Annotated in this window: 25 protein-coding genes and 2 pseudogenes; 14 read left to right on the plus strand and 13 right to left on the minus strand. The window is 72.9% G+C overall.

Going from position 1 to position 21,784, the window contains the following annotated elements; translation table 11 throughout:
* Positions 1-106 precede the first annotated feature (106 nt).
* The 4 genes from DVK06_RS05890 (at position 107) to DVK06_RS05905 (ending at position 2,406) form a co-directional block, all read left to right on the plus strand.
* Positions 107-727 carry a nitroreductase family protein gene (locus DVK06_RS05890; protein WP_121599644.1) on the plus strand — a complete coding sequence of 207 codons (621 nt, stop codon included), beginning with the start codon at positions 107-109 and terminating at the stop codon, positions 725-727.
* 241 nt (positions 728-968) lie between these two features.
* A complete protein-coding gene (locus DVK06_RS05895) occupies positions 969-1,340 on the plus strand; it encodes a helix-turn-helix domain-containing protein (protein WP_121599645.1) in 372 nt (123 codons plus the stop codon).
* Positions 1,341-1,437: 97 nt separating this feature from the next.
* Positions 1,438-1,761, plus strand: a complete 324-nt coding sequence (locus DVK06_RS05900) for a winged helix DNA-binding protein (protein ID WP_158600064.1) — start codon at positions 1,438-1,440, stop codon at positions 1,759-1,761.
* Positions 1,762-1,986: 225 nt separating this feature from the next.
* Complete coding sequence (locus DVK06_RS05905) at positions 1,987-2,406, plus strand: DoxX family protein (protein ID WP_121599647.1); 420 nt, start codon at positions 1,987-1,989, stop codon at positions 2,404-2,406.
* 27 nt (positions 2,407-2,433) lie between these two features.
* Here DVK06_RS05905 and DVK06_RS05910 read toward each other — a convergent pair whose 3' ends face one another.
* The 3 genes and pseudogenes from DVK06_RS05910 to DVK06_RS05920 form a co-directional block, all read right to left on the minus strand.
* A complete protein-coding gene (locus tag DVK06_RS05910) occupies positions 2,434-3,060 on the minus strand; it encodes a TetR/AcrR family transcriptional regulator (RefSeq protein WP_121599648.1) in 627 nt (208 codons plus the stop codon).
* A 69-nt stretch (positions 3,061-3,129) separates the two neighbouring features.
* Entirely contained in the window at positions 3,130-4,314 is a 1,185-nt protein-coding gene (locus tag DVK06_RS05915) for an MFS transporter (protein WP_121599649.1), read from the minus strand.
* A 146-nt stretch (positions 4,315-4,460) separates the two neighbouring features.
* A pseudogene (locus DVK06_RS05920) lies at positions 4,461-5,522 on the minus strand (hypothetical protein).
* Between the two features lie 277 nt (positions 5,523-5,799).
* On the opposite strand from DVK06_RS05920, the gene DVK06_RS05925 reads away from it, so the two are divergent.
* The 3 genes from DVK06_RS05925 to DVK06_RS05935 all read left to right on the plus strand — a co-directional run bounded on the left by DVK06_RS05925 (position 5,800) and on the right by DVK06_RS05935 (position 8,187).
* On the plus strand, positions 5,800-6,264 hold the full coding sequence (locus DVK06_RS05925) for an SHOCT domain-containing protein (RefSeq protein ID WP_121599650.1): 465 nt from the start codon (positions 5,800-5,802) through the stop codon (positions 6,262-6,264).
* 397 nt (positions 6,265-6,661) lie between these two features.
* On the plus strand, positions 6,662-7,654 hold the full coding sequence (locus DVK06_RS05930) for a hypothetical protein (protein ID WP_121599651.1): 993 nt from the start codon (positions 6,662-6,664) through the stop codon (positions 7,652-7,654).
* A gap of 47 nt (positions 7,655-7,701) precedes the next feature.
* On the plus strand, positions 7,702-8,187 hold the full coding sequence (locus DVK06_RS05935) for a DUF456 family protein (RefSeq protein WP_121599652.1): 486 nt from the start codon (positions 7,702-7,704) through the stop codon (positions 8,185-8,187).
* A gap of 51 nt (positions 8,188-8,238) precedes the next feature.
* On the opposite strand, the gene DVK06_RS05940 is transcribed toward DVK06_RS05935, so the two are convergent.
* The 3 genes from DVK06_RS05940 to DVK06_RS05950 all read right to left on the minus strand — a co-directional run bounded on the left by DVK06_RS05940 (position 8,239) and on the right by DVK06_RS05950 (position 10,356).
* Positions 8,239-9,045 carry a DUF63 family protein gene (locus DVK06_RS05940; protein ID WP_121599653.1) on the minus strand — a complete coding sequence of 269 codons (807 nt, stop codon included), beginning with the start codon at positions 9,043-9,045 and terminating at the stop codon, positions 8,239-8,241.
* Positions 9,045-9,494, minus strand: a complete 450-nt coding sequence (locus DVK06_RS05945; RefSeq protein ID WP_053772750.1) for a universal stress protein — start codon at positions 9,492-9,494, stop codon at positions 9,045-9,047. Before DVK06_RS05945 ends, DVK06_RS05940 begins: the two co-directional genes overlap by 1 nt.
* A 73-nt stretch (positions 9,495-9,567) precedes the next feature.
* Positions 9,568-10,356, minus strand: a complete 789-nt coding sequence (locus DVK06_RS05950) for a DUF547 domain-containing protein (RefSeq protein ID WP_233561625.1) — start codon at positions 10,354-10,356, stop codon at positions 9,568-9,570.
* Positions 10,357-10,456: 100 nt separating this feature from the next.
* Between DVK06_RS05950 and DVK06_RS05955 the strand changes: the two genes are divergently transcribed.
* Positions 10,457-10,975 carry a peroxiredoxin gene (locus DVK06_RS05955; RefSeq protein ID WP_121599654.1) on the plus strand — a complete coding sequence of 173 codons (519 nt, stop codon included), beginning with the start codon at positions 10,457-10,459 and terminating at the stop codon, positions 10,973-10,975.
* 3 nt (positions 10,976-10,978) lie between these two features.
* Positions 10,979-11,914 carry a prenyltransferase gene (locus tag DVK06_RS05960; protein ID WP_121599655.1) on the plus strand — a complete coding sequence of 312 codons (936 nt, stop codon included), beginning with the start codon at positions 10,979-10,981 and terminating at the stop codon, positions 11,912-11,914.
* 72 nt (positions 11,915-11,986) lie between these two features.
* Here the strand turns inward: DVK06_RS05960 and DVK06_RS05965 are convergent, their stop codons facing one another.
* The gene (locus tag DVK06_RS05965; RefSeq protein WP_121599656.1) at positions 11,987-12,907 is read right to left on the minus strand and encodes a Dam family site-specific DNA-(adenine-N6)-methyltransferase; all 921 of its coding nucleotides are present in this window, start codon (positions 12,905-12,907) and stop codon (positions 11,987-11,989) included.
* 88 nt (positions 12,908-12,995) lie between these two features.
* The gene (locus DVK06_RS05970; RefSeq protein ID WP_121599657.1) at positions 12,996-13,295 is read right to left on the minus strand and encodes a hypothetical protein; all 300 of its coding nucleotides are present in this window, start codon (positions 13,293-13,295) and stop codon (positions 12,996-12,998) included.
* Between the two features lie 339 nt (positions 13,296-13,634).
* On the opposite strand from DVK06_RS05970, the gene DVK06_RS05975 reads away from it, so the two are divergent.
* Positions 13,635-13,922, plus strand: a complete 288-nt coding sequence (locus DVK06_RS05975) for a hypothetical protein (RefSeq protein ID WP_121599658.1) — start codon at positions 13,635-13,637, stop codon at positions 13,920-13,922.
* A 121-nt stretch (positions 13,923-14,043) separates the two neighbouring features.
* Here DVK06_RS05975 and DVK06_RS05980 read toward each other — a convergent pair whose 3' ends face one another.
* Entirely contained in the window at positions 14,044-15,099 is a 1,056-nt protein-coding gene (locus DVK06_RS05980) for an NAD(P)/FAD-dependent oxidoreductase (RefSeq protein WP_121599659.1), read from the minus strand.
* Between the two features lie 44 nt (positions 15,100-15,143).
* Positions 15,144-15,653, minus strand: coding sequence for a universal stress protein (locus tag DVK06_RS05985; protein WP_121599660.1), 510 nt, complete (start codon positions 15,651-15,653; stop codon positions 15,144-15,146).
* A gap of 364 nt (positions 15,654-16,017) precedes the next feature.
* Between DVK06_RS05985 and DVK06_RS05990 the strand changes: the two genes are divergently transcribed.
* Positions 16,018-17,379, plus strand: a complete 1,362-nt coding sequence (locus tag DVK06_RS05990; protein ID WP_121599661.1) for an OFA family MFS transporter — start codon at positions 16,018-16,020, stop codon at positions 17,377-17,379.
* 89 nt (positions 17,380-17,468) lie between these two features.
* Here the strand turns inward: DVK06_RS05990 and DVK06_RS05995 are convergent, their stop codons facing one another.
* A complete protein-coding gene (locus DVK06_RS05995) occupies positions 17,469-17,873 on the minus strand; it encodes a hypothetical protein (RefSeq protein WP_121599662.1) in 405 nt (134 codons plus the stop codon).
* Complete coding sequence (locus tag DVK06_RS06000) at positions 17,870-18,478, minus strand: class I SAM-dependent methyltransferase (RefSeq protein ID WP_121599663.1); 609 nt, start codon at positions 18,476-18,478, stop codon at positions 17,870-17,872. The genes DVK06_RS05995 and DVK06_RS06000 overlap by 4 nt, the downstream gene beginning before the upstream one ends.
* A gap of 115 nt (positions 18,479-18,593) precedes the next feature.
* On the opposite strand from DVK06_RS06000, the pseudogene DVK06_RS06005 reads away from it, so the two are divergent.
* Positions 18,594-18,671: pseudogene (locus DVK06_RS06005) on the plus strand (pirin family protein); the annotation flags it as partial.
* Between the two features lie 49 nt (positions 18,672-18,720).
* Positions 18,721-19,245 carry a hypothetical protein gene (locus DVK06_RS06010; RefSeq protein WP_053772762.1) on the plus strand — a complete coding sequence of 175 codons (525 nt, stop codon included), beginning with the start codon at positions 18,721-18,723 and terminating at the stop codon, positions 19,243-19,245.
* A 24-nt stretch (positions 19,246-19,269) separates the two neighbouring features.
* On the opposite strand, the gene DVK06_RS06015 is transcribed toward DVK06_RS06010, so the two are convergent.
* Entirely contained in the window at positions 19,270-20,307 is a 1,038-nt protein-coding gene (locus tag DVK06_RS06015) for a succinylglutamate desuccinylase/aspartoacylase family protein (RefSeq protein WP_121599664.1), read from the minus strand.
* Positions 20,308-20,418: 111 nt separating this feature from the next.
* On the opposite strand from DVK06_RS06015, the gene DVK06_RS06020 reads away from it, so the two are divergent.
* Positions 20,419-21,774, plus strand: a complete 1,356-nt coding sequence (locus DVK06_RS06020) for a RimK/LysX family protein (protein WP_053772764.1) — start codon at positions 20,419-20,421, stop codon at positions 21,772-21,774.
* Positions 21,775-21,784 lie beyond the last annotated feature (10 nt).

The following is a 21,784-nucleotide window of genomic DNA, read 5'->3' on the forward strand; positions in this document are numbered from 1 at the left end:
CGTTCACTTATGCGGCTGTCGGACGTACGTGAGATCGCGTGCTCCGAGAGACACGACGACCCGAGACCGTACCGCACAGCACGGTGAGCCGCGCGGGGGTTGACCGATGAGTCGGGCCGACCTGCAGTTGGACCCGGAGGTCGCGGCCCACCGCGACCCCGACCACGAGGTCGCGCCGCTGTTCGTCGAGCGCTGGTCGCCGCGGGCGATGTCGGGCGAGCCGGTCGACGAGTCGGACTACCACGCCCTGTTCGAGGCCGCCCGTTGGGCGCCGTCGTCGTACAACGCACAGGGGTGGCGCTTCCTGTACGCCCCCCGCGACGGCGACCACTGGGAGACGTACCTCAATCTGCTGTACGACCAGAACCAACTGTGGGCGAAAGACGCCGGCGTCCTCGTCGCGGTCGCCTCCCGGACGATCCGAGAGGGACGCGAGGGCACCGAGCGGGCGCCGACCCACTCGTTCGACGCCGGCGCCGCCTGGCAGAACCTCGCGCTCGAGGGCGCCCGGCGCGACCTCGTCGTGCACGCGATGGAGGGGTACGACGAGGAGGCCGCCCGCGAGGCGCTCGCCGTGCCGGAGACGTTCGAACTCGAGGCGATGATCGCCGTCGGGCAGCGCGGTGACGCCGAGTCGCTTCCCGAGGCCCTGCGCGAGCGGGAGGTTCCAAGCGGCCGGAAGCCCGTCGACGAGATCGCGGTCCGCGGCCGGTTCGCCGAGGACTGACCTCGGCGCGCACCCGCCTGGCGCTCGGGTCCCTACCGACACCGGCCCGCTCCGAGCGCGTCACCGCTCCGTTCCCCTTTTCGGCCGCGACCCTCGCGTCGCGCCCGTCCGGACCCGTCGAGGCGCCCCGTGAGTCTCCGAAACGACTCGATAGCGACCGAAACGGCAGCAGAGCCGGTCGAAACAGCGTTTCAGCCGCGGGCAACCTATTTCACACTCGAGCGTTATACACTTGTATAGAATGAGTCTCAACGAGCGGGAGTTCGTCTTCGACCCCTCCGGGGACGGCGACGACCCGGTGACGGACGTCATCGAACTCACGAGCCGGAAGTGGACGCGCGCCATCGTCGAACAGTTACTGGCCGGGGAGCGGCTCCGGTACAGCGAGCTCGCGGACCGGATCGACGGGATCTCCGACAAGGTGCTGTCGGAGTCACTCCGGGACCTGGAGGAACACGGGCTCGTCCGCCGGGAGGTCATCGAGACGCGACCGGTGAAAGTGGAGTACTCGCTGACCGAGACCGGCGCGGCGCTCGAGGAGGTCATCGACGCGGTCGCGGAGTGGACGGAGCTGTACGCGGACCGGGTCGTCGAGGAGTCGACCCGGAGGTAAGCGACCCACCCGGAGGAGAGCGACCCACCCGGAGGAGAGCGCCCCACGCGGACGTTCGCGTAGCGTTATGTCGGGGCGCCGAGTAGCTGCGGACGCCATGGTCGAGGACGCTCCCGCCGACGCCCCCGCATCGGCGCTCCCGCCGGCGGTGGTCGATCTGCTGCGGCTGGTCGCGACGCCGCCGGACCGCGAGGTGGTCGCGGCCCTCAGGACCGAGGCCCCGGCGACCGCCGCGACGGTGGCGCGCGAGACCGACCTGCCGACCGTCGTCGTCGAGGAGTGCCTCGCGAGACTGATCGACGAGGACCTCCTCTCGCGGTCCGGGACGCCCGCGCGCTACCGGTTCACCGAGGCCGGCGCGGCGATGTGGCCGGTCTTGGACGCGCTGGACGCGCTCCACGAGAGCTGCGAGGCCGACTGACCCGCTTACGCCGCGGTAAGCGACTGAGGCGGACCGAGGCGTCCCACCCGCGCCTCCGCCCCTTACCTTTCAGTTCGCTTATGTTTATTGGCGTCCCGCCCCTCCGAACCGACGAGGGATGACGATCACAACGCACGCTCGCGGCCGGGGCGAGACCGCCGGCCGCATCGACCGTATCGCGAGCGAAGTCACCGATGCCCGGACGCGGCGCCGCGGAGGTGGCGCATGACGCTGGACGCCGGGCTCGGAGCGATCCTGCTGTTGACTGGCCGAGTCCTGTTCGGGGGGTTCCTGGCGTTCGCCGGTCTCAACCACTTTATGAACGGCGAGGAGATGACGCAGTACGCCGCCGCGAAGGGGGTCCCGGCCGCCGGGCTCGGGGTCGCGACCTCCGGGGCGATGCTGGTCCTCGGCGGCCTCGGGATCGTCCTCGGGGCCTACCCGGTGGTCTCGGCGGGGGTGCTCGCCACCTTCTTCGTCGTGGTCACGCCGGCGATGCACAACTTCTGGAACGCGCCCGAGTCGGAGATGGAAGACGAACTGACGAACTTCCTGAAGAACGTCGAACTGCTGGGCGCGGCGCTCGTGTTCCTCGCGCTCGGGGACCTGACCTGGGGCTTCGCCCTCGGGACGGGACTGTTCTGAACGCGCCGCGACCCCGGGACCGCGCCGTCAGGCCTCCGTTCTGAGGCCAGGGAGGACGAACGTCTCGAACGCCCACAGGGCGCGCTCCGGCGCCTCCCGCTCGTCCATAACGACGCGGCGCAGGCGGGCGGTGTCGACGATGTCGCGCAGGACGAGCGCCACCCGCTCGGGGTCGACCTCGCGGAACGCGCCGGCCGCGACGCCGTCGCGGACGCTTTCGGCGAACCGGTCGGCGACGCGCGCCTCGCCGCGGGCGAACTGCTCGCGGATGGCGTCGTTCTCGCGGGCCTCTAACCGCAGTTCGAACAGCGCGGTCTGGAACGCCCAGAACCGTTCGCTCGCCTCGTCCGACGGCCCGAACAGCGACCGTTCGAGGTCCGAGCGGAGCTGCTCCACGGGGCTCTCGACCGACGCCGTCTGCACGTCCGCGAGGTAGCCGTCGATCAGGTACTCGAGCACCGCCAGCACCACCCCGTCCTTCGTGCCGTAGTAGTGCTGGAGCAGCGAGTGTGACTTCTCGGAGTGCTCGGCGATCTTCCGCATAGACAAGCCGGCGTACCCGTGCTCGACGAGCGCCTCGTAGCCCGCTTCCATCAGCTCTTCGTGCGTGTCGGCCGGCGGCTCGGGGCGGTCGCGTCCGGGCGACGTGGTCATACGTCCACCCACGCGGCCGGCACACTCAACGCTACCGGGTCGCGCCCGTCGGCGAGCCCCCGCGACGCCTCAGTCGTCATCGACGACCGGGGCAGGCGGTCGGTCGTCGGTGACGGACGCGGTCGCGGCCGTCCACCCGCAGACCGCGGCAACGAGCGCCAGCAGGAGGCCAGCCCCGAGGTACATAGTCCGGATGTCGAAGGCGGCGACCGCGCCGCCGGACGCGAGCGCCGAGCAGAACTGACCGAGGAAGAGCCCGGTCACGACGAGCGACAGCGCCCGGCCGCGGCGTTCGTCGGGGACCGTCGCCGCGGCGATCGCGTTGAGGTTCGGCACGAGCAGGCCCTGCGCGCCGCCGACCACGACCACGCCGGCGACCAGCGCCGGGAGCGAGCCCGCCGATCCCAGCAGGACGAACCCGGCCGCCATCGTCACGAACGTCGCGACGAGGGTCCACTCGGCCCCGAGCGCAGCCCGGACGGTGCGGTAGCCCGCCGCAACGACACCGCCCGCGAGCATCGCCGCCGCCAGCACCCCGCCGGCGATCGCCGTCCCGCCGCCGCTTACGCGCTCGACGTAGAACGGAATCTGGACGGGGAGGGTGTAGAACGCCAGCATACCGACGAGCGCGAGCCCGACGACGCCGACGAGGGCCCGCGTGCCCGCGCCGCCGGCGTCGAGCCCGGCCGGCGTTCCGGCGCCGCCGGCCGACCTCGACGGCTCGCGCAGCACGAGCGCGACCGCCGGAAGCAACCCCAGCGAGACCAGGTAGAGGACGAACGGCCCCCGCCAGCTCACGCCCGCCAGCAGGCCCGCGAGCGGGAGGAACACGACGCCGCTGGCGGTCGCCAGCGACCCCTGCAGCCCGAGCATCCGCTGTCGCGTCGCGCCGGTGTAGTAGTCGGTGACGAGCTTCGTCCCGGCGACGAAGAGCCCCGCGACCGCCAGCCCGAGGACCGCCCGACTCGCCAACACGGCCGCCAGCGAGTCGAGTACCAGCGGCGCCGCCCCAGCGAGGGCGTACAGGAGCGCGGCGCCGGTCAGCACGCGCAGCCGGCCGACGCGGTCGGCCAGCGCCCCCGCCACCGGCGCGCCGAGCGCGATGAACAGCGCCGGCAGCGTCAACACGAGCCCGGTCAGAACCGAGAGGTCCGGCGTCCTGGCGAACGCCTCCCGGATCCGCGGCAGCGCCGGCGAGATGATCGCCGCCGCCATGATCGTCAGCGAGCCGGCGTAGACGAGCGTCGCCTTCACCGACCGATCGTCTGCCCACGATTCTCCGCCGTCGCCGCCCGTCGTTTCGTGTTTTACGCCTTACTATACGATTGTATATCAAACGACGTGACGGTACCCAGCACAGGTTGCCGGTTCTCGTCGGGTCCGGCCGCCGCCGCCGCGTCTCAGAACCCCAGTCCGGCCGGGGCGGCGGGCGGCGACAGCGGGCTCGACGGGGCGTCGGCGCTCGGTTCGGGCTCGTTGTACACCGGTGGCGCCACGTCGTTCGGACCGTCGGGGTAGAACAGGGACGCCAGCGCGTGGAGGTGCGACCGACCGCGGTCGAGCTCGAACATCCCGCCGCCGTAGAGGGTCACGTCGCGGTCGAGGGCGTAATCGATCGTGTCGAACAGGGACTCGACGCTCCCGAACCGGGCGGGCTTGACGTTGAGCCGACCGGGTTCGAACGGGAGCCCCTCGACGGACTCCACGCCGGTGATCGCGCCGTCGAACGAGCAGCGCGCACGTTCGTCGGCGACGGCCGTCCAACACGGCCCGTCGAGCAGGGGGTCTTCGAGCGTCGCGTCGGGGAAGGCCGCGGCCGTCCGGCGGTAGAGCGCCGGGTCGGTCGTCACGCGGTCGTCGTCGCCGCCGTCCGAGGCCTTGAAATCGAGGATCCGGACCGCGTCGCCGGCCGCCTCGGCCACGTCGTCGACGAACGCCGGGTCCCAGTCCGGCGCCACGTCCAGCTTGAACTCGAGCGCCGGGTCGATCGACCGCCAGCCCTCTAGGAGGTCGAGTCGCGGCGGCTCCGACAGCCGCAGGCTGACCACGAACCGGACCGGGTCGTACGACCGGTCGACCCGCTCGCCCAGCGTCTGCCCGGCCTGACGGAGCCCGAGGTCAAGCGCCGCGCTCTCCAAGGCCCACCGCCTCGCCCGACCGGGTTCGTTCCAGTCCGGACCCTATCCGTCCGTCGCGACGACGTCCAGCTCGGCGACGCGGTCGGCGAACTCGTCGAAGGCGTACGTCCCGGCGAGGTTCGGGAGGCCGAGGCCCTGAAACCGCTCGTGGTCGCCCGGGTCCGTCGTGACGTCCTCCCCGACGCCCACCGCGCCGTGGGGGCCGCGCAGTCGGACCACCGTCGTCGGCCGCGTGAACCCGTACGAGGTCTCCGTCCGCCGGCCGACGAACTCTGCGCCCGCCACCGCGACCGGGAGGCCGGCCACGCGGTCGTAGCTACGCATGCGGTCCCTCTCGCGGCGCCGTGCGACCGTCGCTCGTCCGGCGGTGCGTGCTCGTCCGCTGGCGCGCCCGTGACATGCGACCGCGTACGATCCGGCGGCACATAGACGTGTGCGGAGTCCGAGGTGAGCGACGGAGGACGAGGTACGCGCCGAACGTGCGGCGGACCGTCCGGGACGGACCGGGCCGAGTCGTCGCCCGGGGCCGCGTCAGCGACTCGCGTCGGTGCCGGGGCGACGACCGCGCAGATATATACCGACGGCGGGAGTAGGCCGGGTTATGGCTGCCGCGGGGACGGACGACCGGGCCGAGGCGGAGCGGGGTGACGACGACACGCCGCTACAGGAGATCGCGGCGGGAGCGGTGACGCTCGTCACGCTCGGCGTCGCGTTCGGACTGTTGGCACTCGGGTACCCGTTCTTTTGGGTGGCGTTCCCGATCGGCTTCGGCGGCGGGCTACCCCTGGCCGTCGGGCTGGCGCGGTGGTACGAGTCGAAGGAGGCGGAGTCGGACGACCGCGCGGGACGCGGACGGAGCGAGACCGACACGGCGCTCGACACGCTGCGCGACCGGTACGCGCGCGGCGAGTTGACCGACGACGAGTTCGAGGACCGCGTCGAGCGACTGCTGGAGACCGAGTCCGTCGGCGACGCGAGGGCGACGATAGAGCGCGCCCGAGCGACCGACGACGCGGGCGAGCGGGGCGCCGACGAGGAACGGGCGGTCGAAGAGGAACGCGGGTGAGCGTCCGTCGGGGAACGCCCCGGCCGCGATGCTCGCCGGCGGTCGTCGAGCCCGCCCTCTCGGACGCGTCGCAGTAGCCGTGGTCGTCGCCGTACCCGTCGGCCCCCTCGCCGCGGTCGCGAGCGCCGTCCGCTGACTCCCGCGCCACCTCGATCTCGCCGTCGAACCGCTCGGGGAGGTCGATCTCGTGCTCGTGGACGAGACTGAGGGCCGTCTCCGTGGTGAAGTCGCGACCGCCCGCGGTGAAAATACCGCCTCGGTCGCGGCGGCGCGCACGCTGCCGGCGCGTTCGGCGCGAGCCGCCGTTCGACGACGTACGCGCGGCGCCTCGCCGGCCGTCGGTCGCGGGCGACCGACCACCAGAAGGGCTATTTCCTCCCTGAGAGTAGCACGACGTATGTCCCTCCACGCGGTCGACAACGTCGAAGCGGCGTTCGACGCCACGAGATCGTTCCTGACACCGTTCGAGCGCGGCACGTGGGCGCGGCTCGCGCTCGTCGCGCTGTTCGTCGGCGGGGGCGTCGGCCTGCCGACGGCGCAGTTCAACGCGTCGGCACCGGCCGACGTCCCCGTCGGCGACCTCCCGGTCAATCCGCCGGTCGACCTCGTGACGCTCGTCGTCGCGGTCGTCGCGGTCGGGCTGGTGCTCGCCGCCGGCTTCGCGCTGATCGGCGCGGTCATGGAGTTCGTCCTCGTCGAGTCGCTCCGGGAGGGCGTCGTCTCGGTCCGGCGCTACTGGAGCAGACACTGGCGCCGCGGGCTCCGGCTGTTCGGGTTCCGGGTCGCGATCGGTCTCCCGTTCCTGACGCTGGTGGTGGGGTGGGTCGCGGCGCTCGTGCTCCCGCTGGCCGCGAGCGGCAGGCCGGGGATCCCCGTCGCGGCGTTCGTCGCCCTCGCTCCCGTGGTGTTCGTCGGCGGCCTGCTGTACGGCGTCGTCGCGGCGTTCACGACGGCGTTCGTCGTGCCGATTATGATCCGGGCGGACGTCGGCGTCCTCGCCGCGTGGCGGCGCCTCTGGGGGTCGGTCGCGTCGGCGTGGAAGGAGTACCTCGCGTACGCCGTCGTCGCGTTCCTGCTCACGGCCGCGACCGGCGTCGTCGCCGCGGTCGCGGTCGGGATCGTGGCGGTCGCGCTCCTCGTCCCCGCGCTGGTTGCCGCCGGCGTCGCGTACCTGACCCTGACGCTGTCGTCGGCGGTCGGGGTCGCGGTCGTCGTCGGTGTCGCGGCGGCGTACGCGTTGGCCGTCCTCTGCGTCTCGCTCGTCGTGCGGGTCCCGGTCGTGACGTTCCTCCGGTACTACGCGCTGCTCGTCCTCGGGGACGTCGAGCCCGCGTTCGACGTGCTCGACGGCGGCCCGAACGGCGCGGACGGCGATTCGGCGGCGGCCTGAGCCGGCCAGGCGAGTGAGCTTTTGCCCTCCGGCCGCCTACGACCTCCATGGCCTTCCCCGCGGCCGAGGCGGCGCTCGTCCTCCTCGTCGTCTGGACGGCGAGCTCGTTCGCCCCCTTCGTGCCGAGCGGCGTCCTCGCGGCCCTGACCGTCGTCGGCTACGCGTACACCACCGGGTTCGCCGAGCCCGGCCCCGTGGCGCTGGTCGCGCTGGTCGCGGTCGCGCTGCTGGCGTCCGTCGTCGAGTTCGCCGCCGGGATGATCTCCGGGAAGCTCGGCGGGGCGTCGACACGGAGCGTCGTCGTCGGCACGGTGATCGGCGTCGCGCTGCTGTTCGTGCTCGGACCGATCGGGCTCGTCGTCGGCGTCGGCGGGACGGTGTTCCTCGAAGAGCTCGCCGCGGCCGACGGCGAACCGCGGGCGGCCGCCCGGACGGCGGCGTTCGCGGTCGTCGGCGTCCTCGCGAGCTCCGCGGTGCAGGCGGTCATGCTCGCCGGCGTCGCGGTCGGGTTCGCGCTCGCCGTATTCCTCTGAGGCGATCGCGTCGGTCGCGGGCGGGGGCGACCGCTCGGTCAGCCGACCACCTCACGCCGCCACGGAGAACAGGAGCAGGTTGTGCGCGGCCGGGCCGAGCCCCATCGCCGCGACGAACCCGAGGAGGAGGTACCCCTCCGCGGGCTCCTCGCGCACGTACGCCGCGAACAGCCACACGACGGCGCTCGCGACCGCGAGCTTCACGAGGAGGAACAGCCATCCCTCGCCGATCACCGGGAGCGACGGCAGCCCGCCGACCTCAAGCAGGATCCGCGAGAGGGGCGTGCGCTCGCCGAAGCCGAGCTGGGTCGTCCCGACCGCGGTCGAGACGCCGTCGAGCGCGTGGCCGAACACCGCGAGCCCGCCGACGCCGCCGGTGACCCCCGTCTCGGGGCGCGCGCGCGTCAGCCCGGCCCAAGTGGCGCCGGCGACAGGGACGGTGAGCGCGAGCGCGAGCGTCGACCAGCGCGCGCCGACCGGGGAGACCCCTGTGCCGACCGCGACCGCGACGACCGGGACGAGACAGAGCGCGCCGGCGGCCGCGATCGTCGCCGCGACGCGGTCCGGGCGGGCGGCGGCGGCGAGCCACGCCGCGCCCGCGAGCGACCCGACGGTGAGGTAGACGGCGGGCGAGCCCGCGAACGGGGCGAGGAGCGGCGGGAGCGCGTCGACGACGTAGAGGACGTGGGTCGCGGAGCCGAGCGCCATCCACGGGGCGAGCGCGAGCACGCGGCGCCCGGTGACCGCGGGACGGCGGCGGCGGAGCGCGGCGACGACGCCCGCGGTCGCGAGGAGGAGGACGACCAGGTGCGGCAGGGGCGGCAGCGTCGTGCCCGCGGGGAGGAGGGCGCTGACCATCAGACGGACAGGACCGGTTGGCTCGCGTACAGCAGCACGTACTCGGCGGCCTTCCCCAGCACCTCGCCGGGGTCGCCGGAGACGGGCTCGCGCGGGACGACGATGAAGTCCGACTCCAGCTCCTCGGCCGTGTCGAGGACGACGCTCCCGGGGTGGACCGTCTTCACCGACGTGGAGAAGCCGTAGGCGATGGAGTTGCTGTGGGGCACCCCGGCCGCGTCCGCGCGGCGGGCGACGGAGTCGGTGAACGCCTCGGAGTCGTCGGCCACCTCGCTCTCGTCGACCACCCCGTGGTCGATGGCGCGGACGACCTCCTCGTCGAGGACGTACAGCGCGTGGACGCTCGCGTCGTACTCCGCCGCGAGCGCGATGGCGTAGTCGACCGCCTCGTGTGACTCCTCGCTGCCGTCGACGGGCACGAGGACGAGGTCGATGTCGAGATCGGTCATACGCGGTCCCTCGTCGGGGGAGTTCAAAAAGCCCGCCCAATGCGGCCGCGCGTCCGGACTCCGGCGAGCGGACTCAGTCCCGGCCGCGGAAGGGATCGAGCGAGGGCGTCCAGTCGTACTCGCGGTAGCGGATCCGCGGCGTCGCGTCGGCGTCGATCACGCCGTAGCGCCGCAGCCACTCGCGGATCCCGCTCGTCCCGCCGAAGTCGCCGCGGTACCAGAGCATGAGCCGCGGCACGCGGGCGGTGCCGTCCGCGACGACCGTCTCGCCGCGCAGGTACGTCTCGGTCGCGTGGTCGAGCTGCTCGTCGACGGTCGCCGGGTCGTACGCGAAGACAGCCGGGCAGGCGGCCGCGCCGCAGTTGACCGCGAAGTGGATCCGCGGGTCCGGCTCGGCGACCCGGTGCCGGCGGACGAACGCGGACGGAAACGGGTTCGGCAGGTAGCCCAGCCCGTACTTCCACCGCGAGCGACGCAGGATCCCGTGTTCGATCTCGTCGAGGCTCAGGTCGGTGCCGGCCACGGAGACGACCGGGGCCCCGAAGAAGCGGCGGCGGTCCGACAGGCGCGTCGGGTCGCCGAGGAGCGCGTCGCCGGTGGCGCCGTTGTAGACGTTGATCCAGAACGCCAGCCGCTCGGCGGGCGAGAGGGCGTCGAGCGCGGTCGGCGACAGCGCGTCGAGCCGATCGCGGGCCGCGTCGGCGGCCCCGTCCGTCCGGACGGCGCGGAGGAACCCGCGGGCGGCGTCGACCGGCGCGGCCCCCGAGCCCGAGTCGGCGGTCGGAGGCTCTGCCGCCTCACCTCGGTCCGCGGCGGGCCGCTCCGCGGTCTCACCCCCGTCGGTCGCCCCCGGCCGTGCCATGGCCTGAGATACAGTCGCACGGACCTATATGTGGCCCGGTTCCGCGCGGCGGGCGCCAGACCGGGTCTCGATTTATCCGGCGCGAGCGCGTACGCGACGTATGAGCGACACCCGGACGTCCGCCGAGGCGGTCCCCGACTTCGAGCTCCCGAACGTCGCGGCCGGTCCCGACCCGTTCGCGCTGTCGGCCGCGGCCGCGGACCCCGACACCGACGCGGTCGTCCTCCTGTTCCAGCGCGACTACCACTGCGGGAACTGCCGGACGCAGGTCCAAGCGATCGCCGACCGGTACGACGAGTTCGCGGCGCTGAACGCGACGGTGGTCTCCGTGCTGCCCGAACCCGTCGACCGGGCGCGGTCGTGGCAGGAGTCGTACGACCTCCCGTTCCCGCTGCTCGCGGACCCCGACGCGGACGTGAGCGACGCGTACGACCAGCCCGTGCGGTTCGGCGTCCTCGGGTCGCTACACGACCTCGTCGGGCGCATGCCGGTGGCGATAGTCCTCGACGTGCGCTCCGGCGAGCCGGTCGTCGCGTACGCGTACGAGGGGCGGCTGCCCGCCGACCGGCCCGAGACCGACGACCTGCTGGCCGAGGTCCGCGCGCTCCGGGACGACTGACCGATGGAGCGGCGCGCGCCCATCGCCCTCTGGCGGCTCTCGCGCCCGTCCCAGCTCGGCCTGATCGCGCTCGTGTACGCCCTCGGCGTCGCGATGGCGTACGGCCGCGGGCACGGCGCGACGGCCGGCCCAGTCCGGGTCGGCTTCGGGCTCGCCGCGCTGCTACCGGTCGCCGCGAGCGTCCACTACGCCAACGAGTACGCCGACGTCGAGACCGACGCGCTCACCGACCGCACACGGTTCTCCGGCGGGAGCGGCGCGCTGGTCGAGACCGACCTCCCGCGGGCGGTCGCGCTCCGGGCCGGAATCGCCGCCGGCGGCCTCGGGCTCGCCGCGGTCGGCCTCGGCGTTGCGGCCGCGGCGGTCGGCCTCGCGGACGGCCCGCTCCTGACGCCGCCGGCCGCCGTCCTCCTCGCGGGGATCCTCGTCGTCGGCTGGCAGTACTCGGTCGGGCCGCTCCGGCTCGCGTGGAACGGGCTCGGAGCGGCGACGAACGCGCTCCTCGGCGGCGCCGCGCTCCCGCTGTACGGGTTCGCGGTCGCGGCCGGTGCGGTCACCGCCGAGGCCGCGCTCGCGACGCTCCCCTTCGCCGTCGTGGTGTTCGTCAACCTCTTGGAGACGACGTGGCCCGACCGCCGCGCGGACGCCGCCGTCGGGAAGCGGACGCTCGCGGCGCGGTGGTCGGCGGTCCGGCTCCGCGCCGCGTACGCGCTTGGGGGCGCCGCGGCCGCGCTCGCGGCCGCCGCCCTCGCCGGCCGAGTGCTTCCGCCGCTCGTGACCGGGGCGACGCTGCTCCCGCTGGTCGGGCTCGCCCCGGGGTACCGGCGGTTCACGCGCCGGGAGGAGCCGCTGCCCGCGGTGGCGACGATGGTCGCGCTGGCGGCCGCGACGACGGCCGCGTGGGCGCTCGTCGCGCTCGGCGTCGGCCCGGGCGCGTGAGGGGCGACCCGACGCGCGGCGGGAGTCGGTGCCGCCCTCGCCGCGCGCGACTTCAGTCCCGCGATCGGTCCCTCAGTACTGCGAGAGGTCCTTCTGTGCCGTTTCGCGTCGCTTCGCTGGCGGGACGTTCGTCGCGACGATCTCGTCGACCGCGTCCCGGTTGTCCGCGTCGCTGTTGATCGCGCGGGTCGCGCCCTCGCGGTCGACGCGGAACCCCGCCTCGGCGTACGCGTCGTACATCACGCCGCTGTTCGAGAGGACGACCCACACCCCGGCGTCGTCGAGCTCGCCGGCGACGTCGAGCAGGCGGCGCTGGTCCTCGCGGTCGAAGCCGTCCGCGCTGTACTCGTTGAAGTTCGCGGTCGCGCTCATCGGCTCGTAGGGGGGATCGAAGTAGACTAAGTCGCCGGGCTCGGCCGCGTCGAGGACGTACGCGAAGTCGCCGTTGCGGATCTCCGCGTCGGCGAGCAGGTCGCTCGCCCGACGGATCCGGTCCCGCCGGACCCAGTCGGGGTCGGCGTACCGACCGATCGGGACGTTGAACCCGCCGTCCGCGTTCTCGCGGTAGAGCCCGTTGTAGCAGGTCCGGTTGAGATACAGGAGGAGCGCGGCCTCCTCTAAGGGGTCGAACGAGCCCTCGTAGGGGCGGCGGTTGAACCGCGCGCGCTGCTGGTAGTAGTAGGCGTCCACCTCCCGGCCGCGGGGCGTCTCCTCGTCGTACGGGAGGGCCGGGTCGGGGTCGCTCTCGGGGTCGTCGAGCGACGCGAGCCGCGAGATCAGCTCGTCGGGGCGGTCGCGGACCTGCTCGTAGAAGTTCACCAGCCGCGGGTTCGCGTCGTTGACCGTCGCGCGGGCGGGTTCGAGGTCGAAGAAGACGGCGCCGCCGCCGACGAACGGCTCGTGGTACCGGCCGAACTCGGCCGGGAACCGGGCGTACAGCTCGTCGAGCAGCTGTCGCTTCCCGCCGGCCCACTTCAGGATCGGCTCGGCCATCGCTGTCGGGTGTCGCCCGCGCCCGGGGATAAACGTCCCGGGCCGCGTCGGCGGCGGAGCTCCGCGCCCGATCGACCGCTCGCGGCGGTCAGTCGTCGGAGGCCTCGACGCCCGGCATCGGGAGGTCGTCGACGTGGCTCGCGGCCTCCTCGAAGTTGGGACCGGGCTCGATGGTCCCGGCCTCGCGGTCCCACTCGATGTAGCCGGCCTCCTCTAAGGCCGGCAGGTGCGTCTCGCGGAGTTCGGCGGCGATCTCGTCGGCCCGCCCGCGAACGCGCAGATCCGCGACCGTCTCGACGGCGCCGTCCGCGAGGCCGGCGACCGCCCGCCTGCGCTCCGGCGCCGAGACGACGGCCGCTGTATCGGTGGTGGGAGTGTCGAGTGTCATTGTGTGGCTCCGTTCGTATCTACGGAAGCGGTCGTAACGAAATAAAAGCACCGCCGAACGCGCATCCCCGCACCGTCGACGCGCTCGACGGCGCGCGACGCGACGGCGGCGTCCGCGACCGTTCGCCCCGGCCGGCGACGGAGGAGAACCCGCGCCGAACGGCCGCTCGTTATCGACACGTTACAGAAATATGAGAGGTATACCAACGAGTAACATGGTACTGTTTACACCCCGTTAACAACCGTTTCAGATGTTCTGAATGCGTGTTGTGTGGTACCGTTTCTCAAAACTTATTTGGAAAGTGAAAGGTTTTAGTCGACCGAGCGTGTAGGGTGAGATATGTACCAAGGCTCTATCACCTCGGCGGAGACGCACCGGCCGATCGGCGCCGACTCGCCGCCGGGCAGCCGCTCGCCGCTGGGGACGCTCGCGTTCCTCGCGCTCCTCGTCGCACCGTTCGTCGCGTTCGCGTACCCCGTCGCGACCGTCGCGCTGCTGACCGGCACCGTCGCGCTCGCCGTCGTCTCGCGGTCCGCCCTGCGGACCCTGCGCCGCCGCAGCGGTCGCGTCCGGACGCTCACGCTCCCCGGCCTGGGGACCCTCGAGTACCGGATCACGACGAACTGACGCGAATGACCGGCGTGCGGCCGAACCGCCGCAGAACAGCTTTTCGAAGGGACTCGCTCGCTCAGCGGCGACGCCGCGGGCGGCCGCGGACTCGCCGCGGGTTCCCGTTTCGCCGACTCCCTCAGATCCCGTACGCGACGCGCTCGCCGACGTCGAGCCCGTTCGCGATCGCGGCGTGGAGCCGCCCCTCGCCGGCGACCCAGTCGCCGAGCAGGTACAGCCCCGCATCGCGCGCCGAGTCGACCGGGCCGCGGTCGACGCCGCCCTCGGGCAGCGCGTAGCGCCACCCCTGGTGGTCGGTCCACGTCGGGTCGGCCAGCCGCTGGTCGCCGACGATGTCGGCGGTGTGCTCCGCGAGCGCGGCGACGTTCTCGCTCGGGTCCTCGTCGTAGCGCGCCGTCGACCAGGCGTCGCTCGCCTGGACGACGAGCAGCGTCTCGCCGTCCGGGACGTGGCCGGGCTTACACTCCTCGCGGGAGATCCAGCCGACGGCGTGCTCCTTGTCGGTGTTGACGAGCGCGTAGTAGGGCACGTCGAGTTCGAACGGGTACCGGAGGACCGCGGTCCAGACGCTGCCGTACTCGACCTCGCCGACCGCCTCGACGAGCGTCTCGCGGAGCGGGTCGTCCCACTCGGCGGTCGCGAGGAGGTCCCTCGTCTGCGGGGCCGGCGGGTTCAGCAGGAGGGCGTCGAACGGCCCGCGCGCCGCGCCGTCCGCGTCGACGAGCTCCCAGCGGCCGTCGCCGTCGGCCGCGCCGTCCAGGCGTCGGACCGTCTCGATCCGGGTCCGTCGGTGGACGGTCGCGTCGGTGCGGCCGAACAGGCGCTTCGCGATCTGCGTGAGCCCCCGCCGATAGCTCCACTTGTGGTCGTCGGCGTCCCGGCCCGGCGACACCGTCTCGTCCGCCTCGAAGGTGTACACCGGCTCCGTCACGTCGACGAGCCCCTCGTCGTCGAGCGTCTCCGTGATCAGCTCGACGACGCGGTCGTCGTCGCTCTTCAGGTAGTTCGCACCGTAGTCGTACGTGAGCTCGTCGTGGCGCCGCGTGGCCGCGCGCCCGCAGAGCCCGCCGGACTTCTCGAAGACCGTCACGTCCGCGTCCGGGACCGCGCCGTCGATGACGAACGCCGCCGCGGCCGCCCCCGCGCCCGCGCCGACGATGCCTACGTGGGTCACACCGATCGTAGGGGCCGCGACCACTTAACCGGTCGCCGCGCGGGTCAGTCGTCGTCCGGGCCGACGACCATGACCGGGACGTCGACGCCGCGCCGGACGCGGGCCGGGACCGGGTCAGGGTGGAGCAGGCGGTCGAGCCCGGTCCGGCGGGCGGCGCCGACCACCACGAGGTCCGCGTCGTGCGCGGCAGCGAAGTCGACCGCCTCCCTGTGCGGCGCGCCGTAGCGGAACCACTTCTCGACCTCGACGCCGGCCGCGGCGCCCCGGGCCGCGGCGGCCTCAACGAGCTCCTCGCCGGCCCGCTCGCGGCGTTCGACGACCATGTCCCAGCCCTCGGTCGTGTCGACGACGTACAGCGCGTCGACGGTCGCCCCGTGCGTCGCCGCGAGGTCGACGGCCGCCGAGGCCGCGGCCCGCCCCGCGGGGTCGTCGGTCGTGACGACCAGCACGCGTTCGAAGCGCCCCGGCCCGGGAGACCGCGGGACGCGGTCGGCGTCGCGGGAGGCGCTCGCGGTTCCGTCGCGCGGATCGGCGGCGTCGGTGTCGGTGGACATGGTGTGGGTTCGGGCGTCGGCCTGTGACGCCCCGTGTTCGAATACGGCTACGAGAGGCTCCATCTTAACAATTTTCGACAGGATAGACGATTATCATAATTTATCCGGGGCGGCGCGCGACGGGTCGCGACCGTTGTCGGGCGGCGACCGACCGTTGTCGGGCGGCGACCAACCACCGGACGACCGCGGGCGATTCCGGACCGGCGAGCGGCTTGCGGGGACCGACCGCAACGACGAGTTTTAGTCGGCGAGCGCGGTGGGTGGAAACGAGACCTCCCCGAACCGGGGGACCGGTGCCGAGAGGCGAAACGACAGGGCACGCACGTCATGACACAGACCGACACCACGCGGACGACGGACGACGATGGGTGATGGCGAACCGACGGCGGAAGGCGCCGACGGGGAGGGAGAGGCGACGGCCGGCGGCGACGGGTCGACGGGCGGTGTCGACTACGCCGCGCGCGCCGCCGACACGCTCGGCTTCTCCCGCTGGTGGCAGATCGCGGCCGCGGCCGGGATGATGGCCGCGGTGAGCCCGTACCAGTACGTCTGGTCGTCCATCTCGCCGGCGCTCTCCGAGGGCCTCGACATCGCGCTCCCGGCGCTGGGCGCGGTGTTCTCCTTTTACGTCGTGTTCCAGTCGCTCTCGCAGTTCCCGGCGGGCAAGTGGCGGGACAGCCGGGGGCCGGGCGCGCTCACCTTCCTCGCGGCGGTGCTCGCCGGCGGCGGCTACATCGGCCTCGCGTACGCGACGAGCCTGTGGCAGCTGTACCTGCTGTACTCGCTGGGCGCGGTCGGCGTCGGCATCGTCTACACCGTCGCCGTCAACACCGCGGTCAAGTGGTTCCCCGACCGCACCGGGCTGACGACCGGGGTCGGGACGATGGCGTTCGCGGCCGGCAGCGCCCTCGTGGTCCCGTACGTGCGGGCGAACGCGACCGTGGCGGCGTACAGCGACGTGCTCCGCAACATCGGGATCGGGATCTTGGTCGTCACGCTCGTCGGCTCGCTCCTCCTCCGGGACCCCCCGACGGACTGGCTGGACCGCGACGGGGACGACGACGGCGACGGCGGGGCCGACGGCCTGGCCGCCTCGATCCGCGGCCGCAACTACTCGACGGGAGAGATGCTCTCGACCTGGCAGTTCTGGCTGCTGTACGCGATGTTCATCGCGATGGCGAGCGCCGACCTCCTCGTCATCGCGAACGTGGTCCGGTTCGCGGAGAACTTCGGGCTGGCGGCGCTCGTCGCGACGCTCTCCGCGACGCTGCTCCCCGTCGCCGCCGGCGTCTCGCGGTTGATCCTCGGCGAGGCGACCGACCGCTTCAGCCGCAAGCGCGTGATGGCGGGCTCGTTCCTCCTCGCCGGGCTCTTCCGGATCGGGCTGGTGGCGGCCGGCGAGGCGGGCAACGGCGCCGTCTTCGTCGCGTTCGTCCTCGGCGCGATGTTCTTCTCCTCGCCGCTGTACGTCTTCTTCCCGTCGATACTGGCCGACTACTACGGCTCGGCCAACTCATCCGGCAACTACGCCGTCCTGTACACCGCGAAGGTCGGCGGCGGGGTCTTCTCCGGGACGGTCGCCGGCTACCTCGTCGCGAGCCTCGGCTGGAACCCGACGTTCCTCCTCGGCGGCGCGCTCGCGCTCGGCGCCGGAGCGGCGGTGTTCGTCCTCCGACCGCCCAGCGGCTCCGGGCTGGAGTCGACCGCCCCGTCGACGGCGGACTGACGAGCGGCGCGGGGGCGACCGCCGTCAGGCGTCTACCGCGCCCGCCGGCCCCTACCGGGGGCGCCGGCTCCGACCGCCTCCGCCGGCTCCTACCGCGTCGCCCGACGGACCGCGAACGACCAGAGTCCGACCGCGACGCCGCCGGCGGTCAGCACCGCGTTGACGCCGACCGGTTCGAGCCCGAACGGCGTGAACACGGGGGCGATCGACGCGTGAAGCAGGAAGCCGACCGCGCCCGCGGCGGCGACGCGTCGGGGGCGCCACGCCCGCGAGTCGGCGGTGTCCCCCGCCGGACCGAGGACGCGGTCGCCGGAGGCGACGACGACGTGGCCGAGGCCGAACACGGCGCCGAGCGCGGCGGAGCCGGCGAGGTCGACGGCGACGCTCGTCTCGAAGAGGCGGTACCAGAGGACGTGCGCCAGCCGCGCGGCCGCGCCGAGCGTCAGGGCGAGCGCGAGGTCGAAGCCCCCGGCCGCGACGCGGCGGGGCGTCACGGGAGCGTCCCCACCAGGGCGTAGAACGGGTCCTCGCCCGGGCGCTCGGCGATCCGGTCGGCGACCGCGAACCCGCCCGCGTCGAGGTACCGCTCGACGAGGTCGGCGCGCTCGGCCATCGAGGCGGCGCGCCACGCGCGGACGGCCTTCGTCGGGAACATGCGGTTCGAGAAGCTCACGACGACCGTCCCGCCGGGCGCGAGGACGCGCGCGAACTCCGCGAACACCTGGCCGGGGTACTGGAGGTACTGGACCGACAGCGCGCAGCAGACGGCGTCGAAGGACCCGTCGGCGAACGGGAGCGACGGGTCGGCGTTGAGGTCGCTGACGACGAACTCGTCGAGGCGGTCGTTGGCGGCCAGTTCGGCCTCGTTGAGCCCGTGGCCGACGACGCGCTCGTAGTCGGTCTCGGGCAGGTGCGACACCCAACTGCTCATCGCGTCGAGGACGCGGTCGCCGGGCTCGGTGACGGAGGCGTACAGCGCGGTGAGCCGGGCGAGGAACGCGTCGTCCGCGTGGGTGACGAACCGCGGATCGTCGTAGAACGTCCCGTCCGGCCGGTCGTCGCGCTTGCGGCGGTCGAGCTCCGAGAGGACGGTCGTCACGGTATCGAAACGAGGTGCGCGGGACACAAGAGCGCGTCGCCCCCACCGGACCGCTTTTTAACCGTGTGGTTTTACAAGTTGGTAATGGACTCCACCACCGCCGCCGACCGCGGGCGACGAGGGCGCGACGGTCGTGGCGTTCCTGGTGGACCCCGACGCGCCCGTGACGCGGCAGGGGACGATCGGTCGGTAGCGCGGCGGCGACCCCGAACGCTCAACTCCCGGCCCGCCGAACGCGGCGTATGCGCACCCCGCTCGCGGCCGCCGGGCTCGCCGCGCTCGGCGTCCTCCTGATGGCGAATCCCCTCTACCTCCCCGTCGCCGTCGGCGAGCCGAGCCCCGCCTACACGCACACCGTCCAGCCGGTGACCGAGGGGTCCGTCGCGGGCTTCGAGTCGCCGGCCGCGAGCGGGGGGAACGGGTCGGACGCGTCGGACGCGGTCGTCGCGTACGCCGACCTCCCGCCCGACGCCCGAGAGGCCTTCGACCGCGCTCGCGACTCGCCCGAGGGGGGCTTCGGCGTCGAGGACCCCGCCGAGCGCGTCGACTCGCTGTCGTACCCGACGGAGCCGGCGCTCGGGGACGGGATCCTGATCGTCGAGCGCGACGGCGAGCGGTACGAGTTCTGGACGCGGACCGTCGAGCGCGAGCCGGGCGCCGTCGTCGCGCAGCGCGTCCTCCTCCAGCCGGCGGCGTTCCTGATCGGCTTCCTGGCGCTCGTCGCCGGCGCGGCGGTCGGACTCCGTGGACGGCTCGGTGGTGAGTGACGGGAGGCGCGCCGCCGCGACCCCTCACTCCGAGGGCGTCGGCTGGCCGACGGGGCTGGGCGCGTCGCCGGCCTCGATCGCCCGGCGGGTCGACGCGCCGATCTCGACGAGGTGACACAGGGGGTTGCCGGGGTAGACGACCGGGTTCTCCAGGAGGCCGATCAGGAGACCGGTGAAGGGGGCCTCGACCCCGACGGCGTCCTCCTTGAACGGGTTGGTGATCGTCGCGATGCGCTCGCCCTCGCGGACGAGCGACCCGCTCTCGAAGTGGGTGTCGACGATGCCGCCGGAGTCTGCGCGGAGCCACGTCTTCTCGCCCGCGCCGGCGACGATGGTGCGCCAGCCGGGCCAGCGCACCGCGTCGGTCTCCAAGAGCCCGTACTCCGCGAACACGGAGCGCACCCCGTCGAGGGCGTCGTCGATGAGCGGGCGCTGGAACCGGTGGGCCTCCCCCATCTCGATCGTGATCGTGGGGATGCCGTCGTCGGTCGCCTCGCCGCGGAGGGTGCCGCTCGGCCCGTCGCTGTCGATGACGACCTTCGAGCCGAACGCCATCGCGAGGCGGTAGACGGCCTCGTCCGTCATGTCCGCGCGGACGTGGAGCATGTTCGTCCGGCCGCGCGTGGAGGTGTGGAAGTCGAGCCCGAAGTCGCACGGCGCGATGAAGTTCTCGTAGATCCGGTGGGCCATGCGCTTCGAACTGGTCGACTCGGGCTTCCCCGGGAACGACCGGTTCAGGTCCCGGTCGTAGACGGGGAGGTACCGCTGCTGCGCGAGGAACCCGGGGACGTTGAGCACGGGCAGGCAGACGAGGGTGCCGGCCAGCTCGGAGAGGTCCCACTCGTGGGCGACCTCGCGGACGACCTCGATCCCGTTCAGCTCGTCGCCGTGGGCCGCGGCGGTGAGGAACGCGGTCGGCCCGTCGCGCTCGCCGTTGACGATGGTGACGGGGATCCGCACCGGGTCGCCGAGGTACGTCTCGCTGATGCCGTAGCGGATGTTCTGCGTGTCGCCGGGCGGCACCGCCCCGCCGTTGTACGTGAACGCCCGGTCGTCGCTCATGCCTGAGCGGAGCGGGGGGCGGGCTATATATATGGCGACCCGTCTCTCCCCGGGCGGCCCTCAGCCGAGTCGATCGGTCGAACTTTTAGGCACGCCCGCGCAGGAGTCGCTATGAGTTCGGACCCGGTTCGGGTGGGAGTCCTGTCGCTACACAACAGCAAGGAGACGAAGGCGATCTGTAACGCGGTCGAGGACCTCGGCCACGAGCCGGTGTGGCTCCGCGAGGAGAACGCCGCGGTCAGCGTCGAGGACGGCGACGTCTCCGTCGAGCCCGCGGTCGACGTGATCGCGAACCGCCTCCTCCTGTCGAACACCGACCAGCCCGCGGAGCTGCTGGGGCTGGCGGCGACGTTCGAGCGCATCCGCCCGATGCTGAACGAGCCGAACGCGGTGCTGGCGTCGATCCACAAGTTCGCCACGGCCGCGACGCTCGCCGACTGGAACATCCGCGTGCCCGACGCGCTGCTGGCGCTGTCGAACGACCGCCTCAACGAGGGCCGCGAGCGGTTCGGCGACGTGGGCGTGTACAAGACCGCGATCGGCACCCACGGCGGCGGGACGTGGAAGGTGGACCTCACGGAGCGCGTGAACCCGAAGGTCGGCAACCGGCAGGCGTTCCTCCAGAAGCTCATCGACCGCGACGACGAGAAGCACCGCGACCTGCGCGTGTACGTCGTCGGCGACGAGATCGTCGGGTCGATGTACCGTTACGCGCCCGAGGGCGACTGGCGCACCAACGTCGCGCTCGGCGGCGCGGTCGAGGACGCCACCGACGACATGCCAGAGGAGGCCGCCGACACCGCGCTCTACGCCGCCGAGGTGATGGGGCTCGACTACGCCGGCGTCGACCTCGTCGAGGGGTACGACGGCTGGTACGTCCTCGAGGTGAACCCCACCGCCGGGTTCAAGGGCCTGTTCGAGGCGACCGGGACGAGCCCGGCCCCGTACATCGCGAAGCACGCGATCGAGACGGTCGGCGGCGAGGTGGACGAGGCGGCGGTCGAGCGCGTCGCCGCGACGCTCGACGACTCGCGGCCCTCCTGCGCGCCCGCCCCGAAGCCGAGCACGACCGAGCAGCCCGACATCGGCTACATCGAGGAGGTCGTCGTCACCGGCACCTCCGGCTCGACGCAGGCGCTCGCGAAGTCCGACACGGGCGCGACTCGGACGAGCATCGACACCCAGCTGGCCGCCGAGATCGGCGCCGGCCCGATCAAGAGCATGACCCGCGTCAAGTCGGGCAGCGTGAAGGGCGGCAAGGCCCGCCCGGTCGTCGACCTCGTCATCGGGATCGGCGGGAACCAGCACACCGTCACCGCGAGCGTCGAGGACCGCGGCCACATGGAGTACCCGCTGCTGCTCGGCCGCGACATCCTCACCGACTACCGGGTCGACGTGCGCCGGCGCGCCGACACCGACGAGGCCGAGCGCGGCGAGGCGGGCGAGATACTCGAAGAAGAGGAGTAGACCGCCCGGA

It is taken from the genome of Halorubrum sp. Atlit-28R, assembly GCF_003665955.1.
Taxonomy (GTDB): Archaea; Halobacteriota; Halobacteria; order Halobacteriales; family Haloferacaceae; genus Halorubrum; species Halorubrum tropicale.

Coding starts and splice junctions, on each gene's coding strand:
- DVK06_RS05890 (WP_121599644.1), top strand. CDS start 107: ATGAGTCGGGCCGACCTGCAGTTGGACCCGGAGGTCGCGGCCCACCGC.
- DVK06_RS05895 (WP_121599645.1), top strand. CDS start 969: ATGAGTCTCAACGAGCGGGAGTTCGTCTTCGACCCCTCCGGGGACGGC.
- DVK06_RS05900 (WP_158600064.1), top strand. CDS start 1,438: ATGGTCGAGGACGCTCCCGCCGACGCCCCCGCATCGGCGCTCCCGCCG.
- DVK06_RS05905 (WP_121599647.1), top strand. CDS start 1,987: ATGACGCTGGACGCCGGGCTCGGAGCGATCCTGCTGTTGACTGGCCGA.
- DVK06_RS05910 (WP_121599648.1), bottom strand. CDS start 3,060: ATGACCACGTCGCCCGGACGCGACCGCCCCGAGCCGCCGGCCGACACG.
- DVK06_RS05925 (WP_121599650.1), top strand. CDS start 5,800: ATGGCTGCCGCGGGGACGGACGACCGGGCCGAGGCGGAGCGGGGTGAC.
- DVK06_RS05930 (WP_121599651.1), top strand. CDS start 6,662: ATGTCCCTCCACGCGGTCGACAACGTCGAAGCGGCGTTCGACGCCACG.
- DVK06_RS05935 (WP_121599652.1), top strand. CDS start 7,702: ATGGCCTTCCCCGCGGCCGAGGCGGCGCTCGTCCTCCTCGTCGTCTGG.
- DVK06_RS05940 (WP_121599653.1), bottom strand. CDS start 9,045: ATGGTCAGCGCCCTCCTCCCCGCGGGCACGACGCTGCCGCCCCTGCCG.
- DVK06_RS05945 (WP_053772750.1), bottom strand. CDS start 9,494: ATGACCGATCTCGACATCGACCTCGTCCTCGTGCCCGTCGACGGCAGC.
- DVK06_RS05950 (WP_233561625.1), bottom strand. CDS start 10,356: ATGGCACGGCCGGGGGCGACCGACGGGGGTGAGACCGCGGAGCGGCCC.
- DVK06_RS05955 (WP_121599654.1), top strand. CDS start 10,457: ATGAGCGACACCCGGACGTCCGCCGAGGCGGTCCCCGACTTCGAGCTC.
- DVK06_RS05960 (WP_121599655.1), top strand. CDS start 10,979: ATGGAGCGGCGCGCGCCCATCGCCCTCTGGCGGCTCTCGCGCCCGTCC.
- DVK06_RS05965 (WP_121599656.1), bottom strand. CDS start 12,907: ATGGCCGAGCCGATCCTGAAGTGGGCCGGCGGGAAGCGACAGCTGCTC.
- DVK06_RS05970 (WP_121599657.1), bottom strand. CDS start 13,295: ATGACACTCGACACTCCCACCACCGATACAGCGGCCGTCGTCTCGGCG.
- DVK06_RS05975 (WP_121599658.1), top strand. CDS start 13,635: ATGTACCAAGGCTCTATCACCTCGGCGGAGACGCACCGGCCGATCGGC.
- DVK06_RS05985 (WP_121599660.1), bottom strand. CDS start 15,653: ATGTCCACCGACACCGACGCCGCCGATCCGCGCGACGGAACCGCGAGC.
- DVK06_RS05990 (WP_121599661.1), top strand. CDS start 16,018: ATGGGTGATGGCGAACCGACGGCGGAAGGCGCCGACGGGGAGGGAGAG.
- DVK06_RS06010 (WP_053772762.1), top strand. CDS start 18,721: ATGCGCACCCCGCTCGCGGCCGCCGGGCTCGCCGCGCTCGGCGTCCTC.
- DVK06_RS06015 (WP_121599664.1), bottom strand. CDS start 20,307: ATGAGCGACGACCGGGCGTTCACGTACAACGGCGGGGCGGTGCCGCCC.
- DVK06_RS06020 (WP_053772764.1), top strand. CDS start 20,419: ATGAGTTCGGACCCGGTTCGGGTGGGAGTCCTGTCGCTACACAACAGC.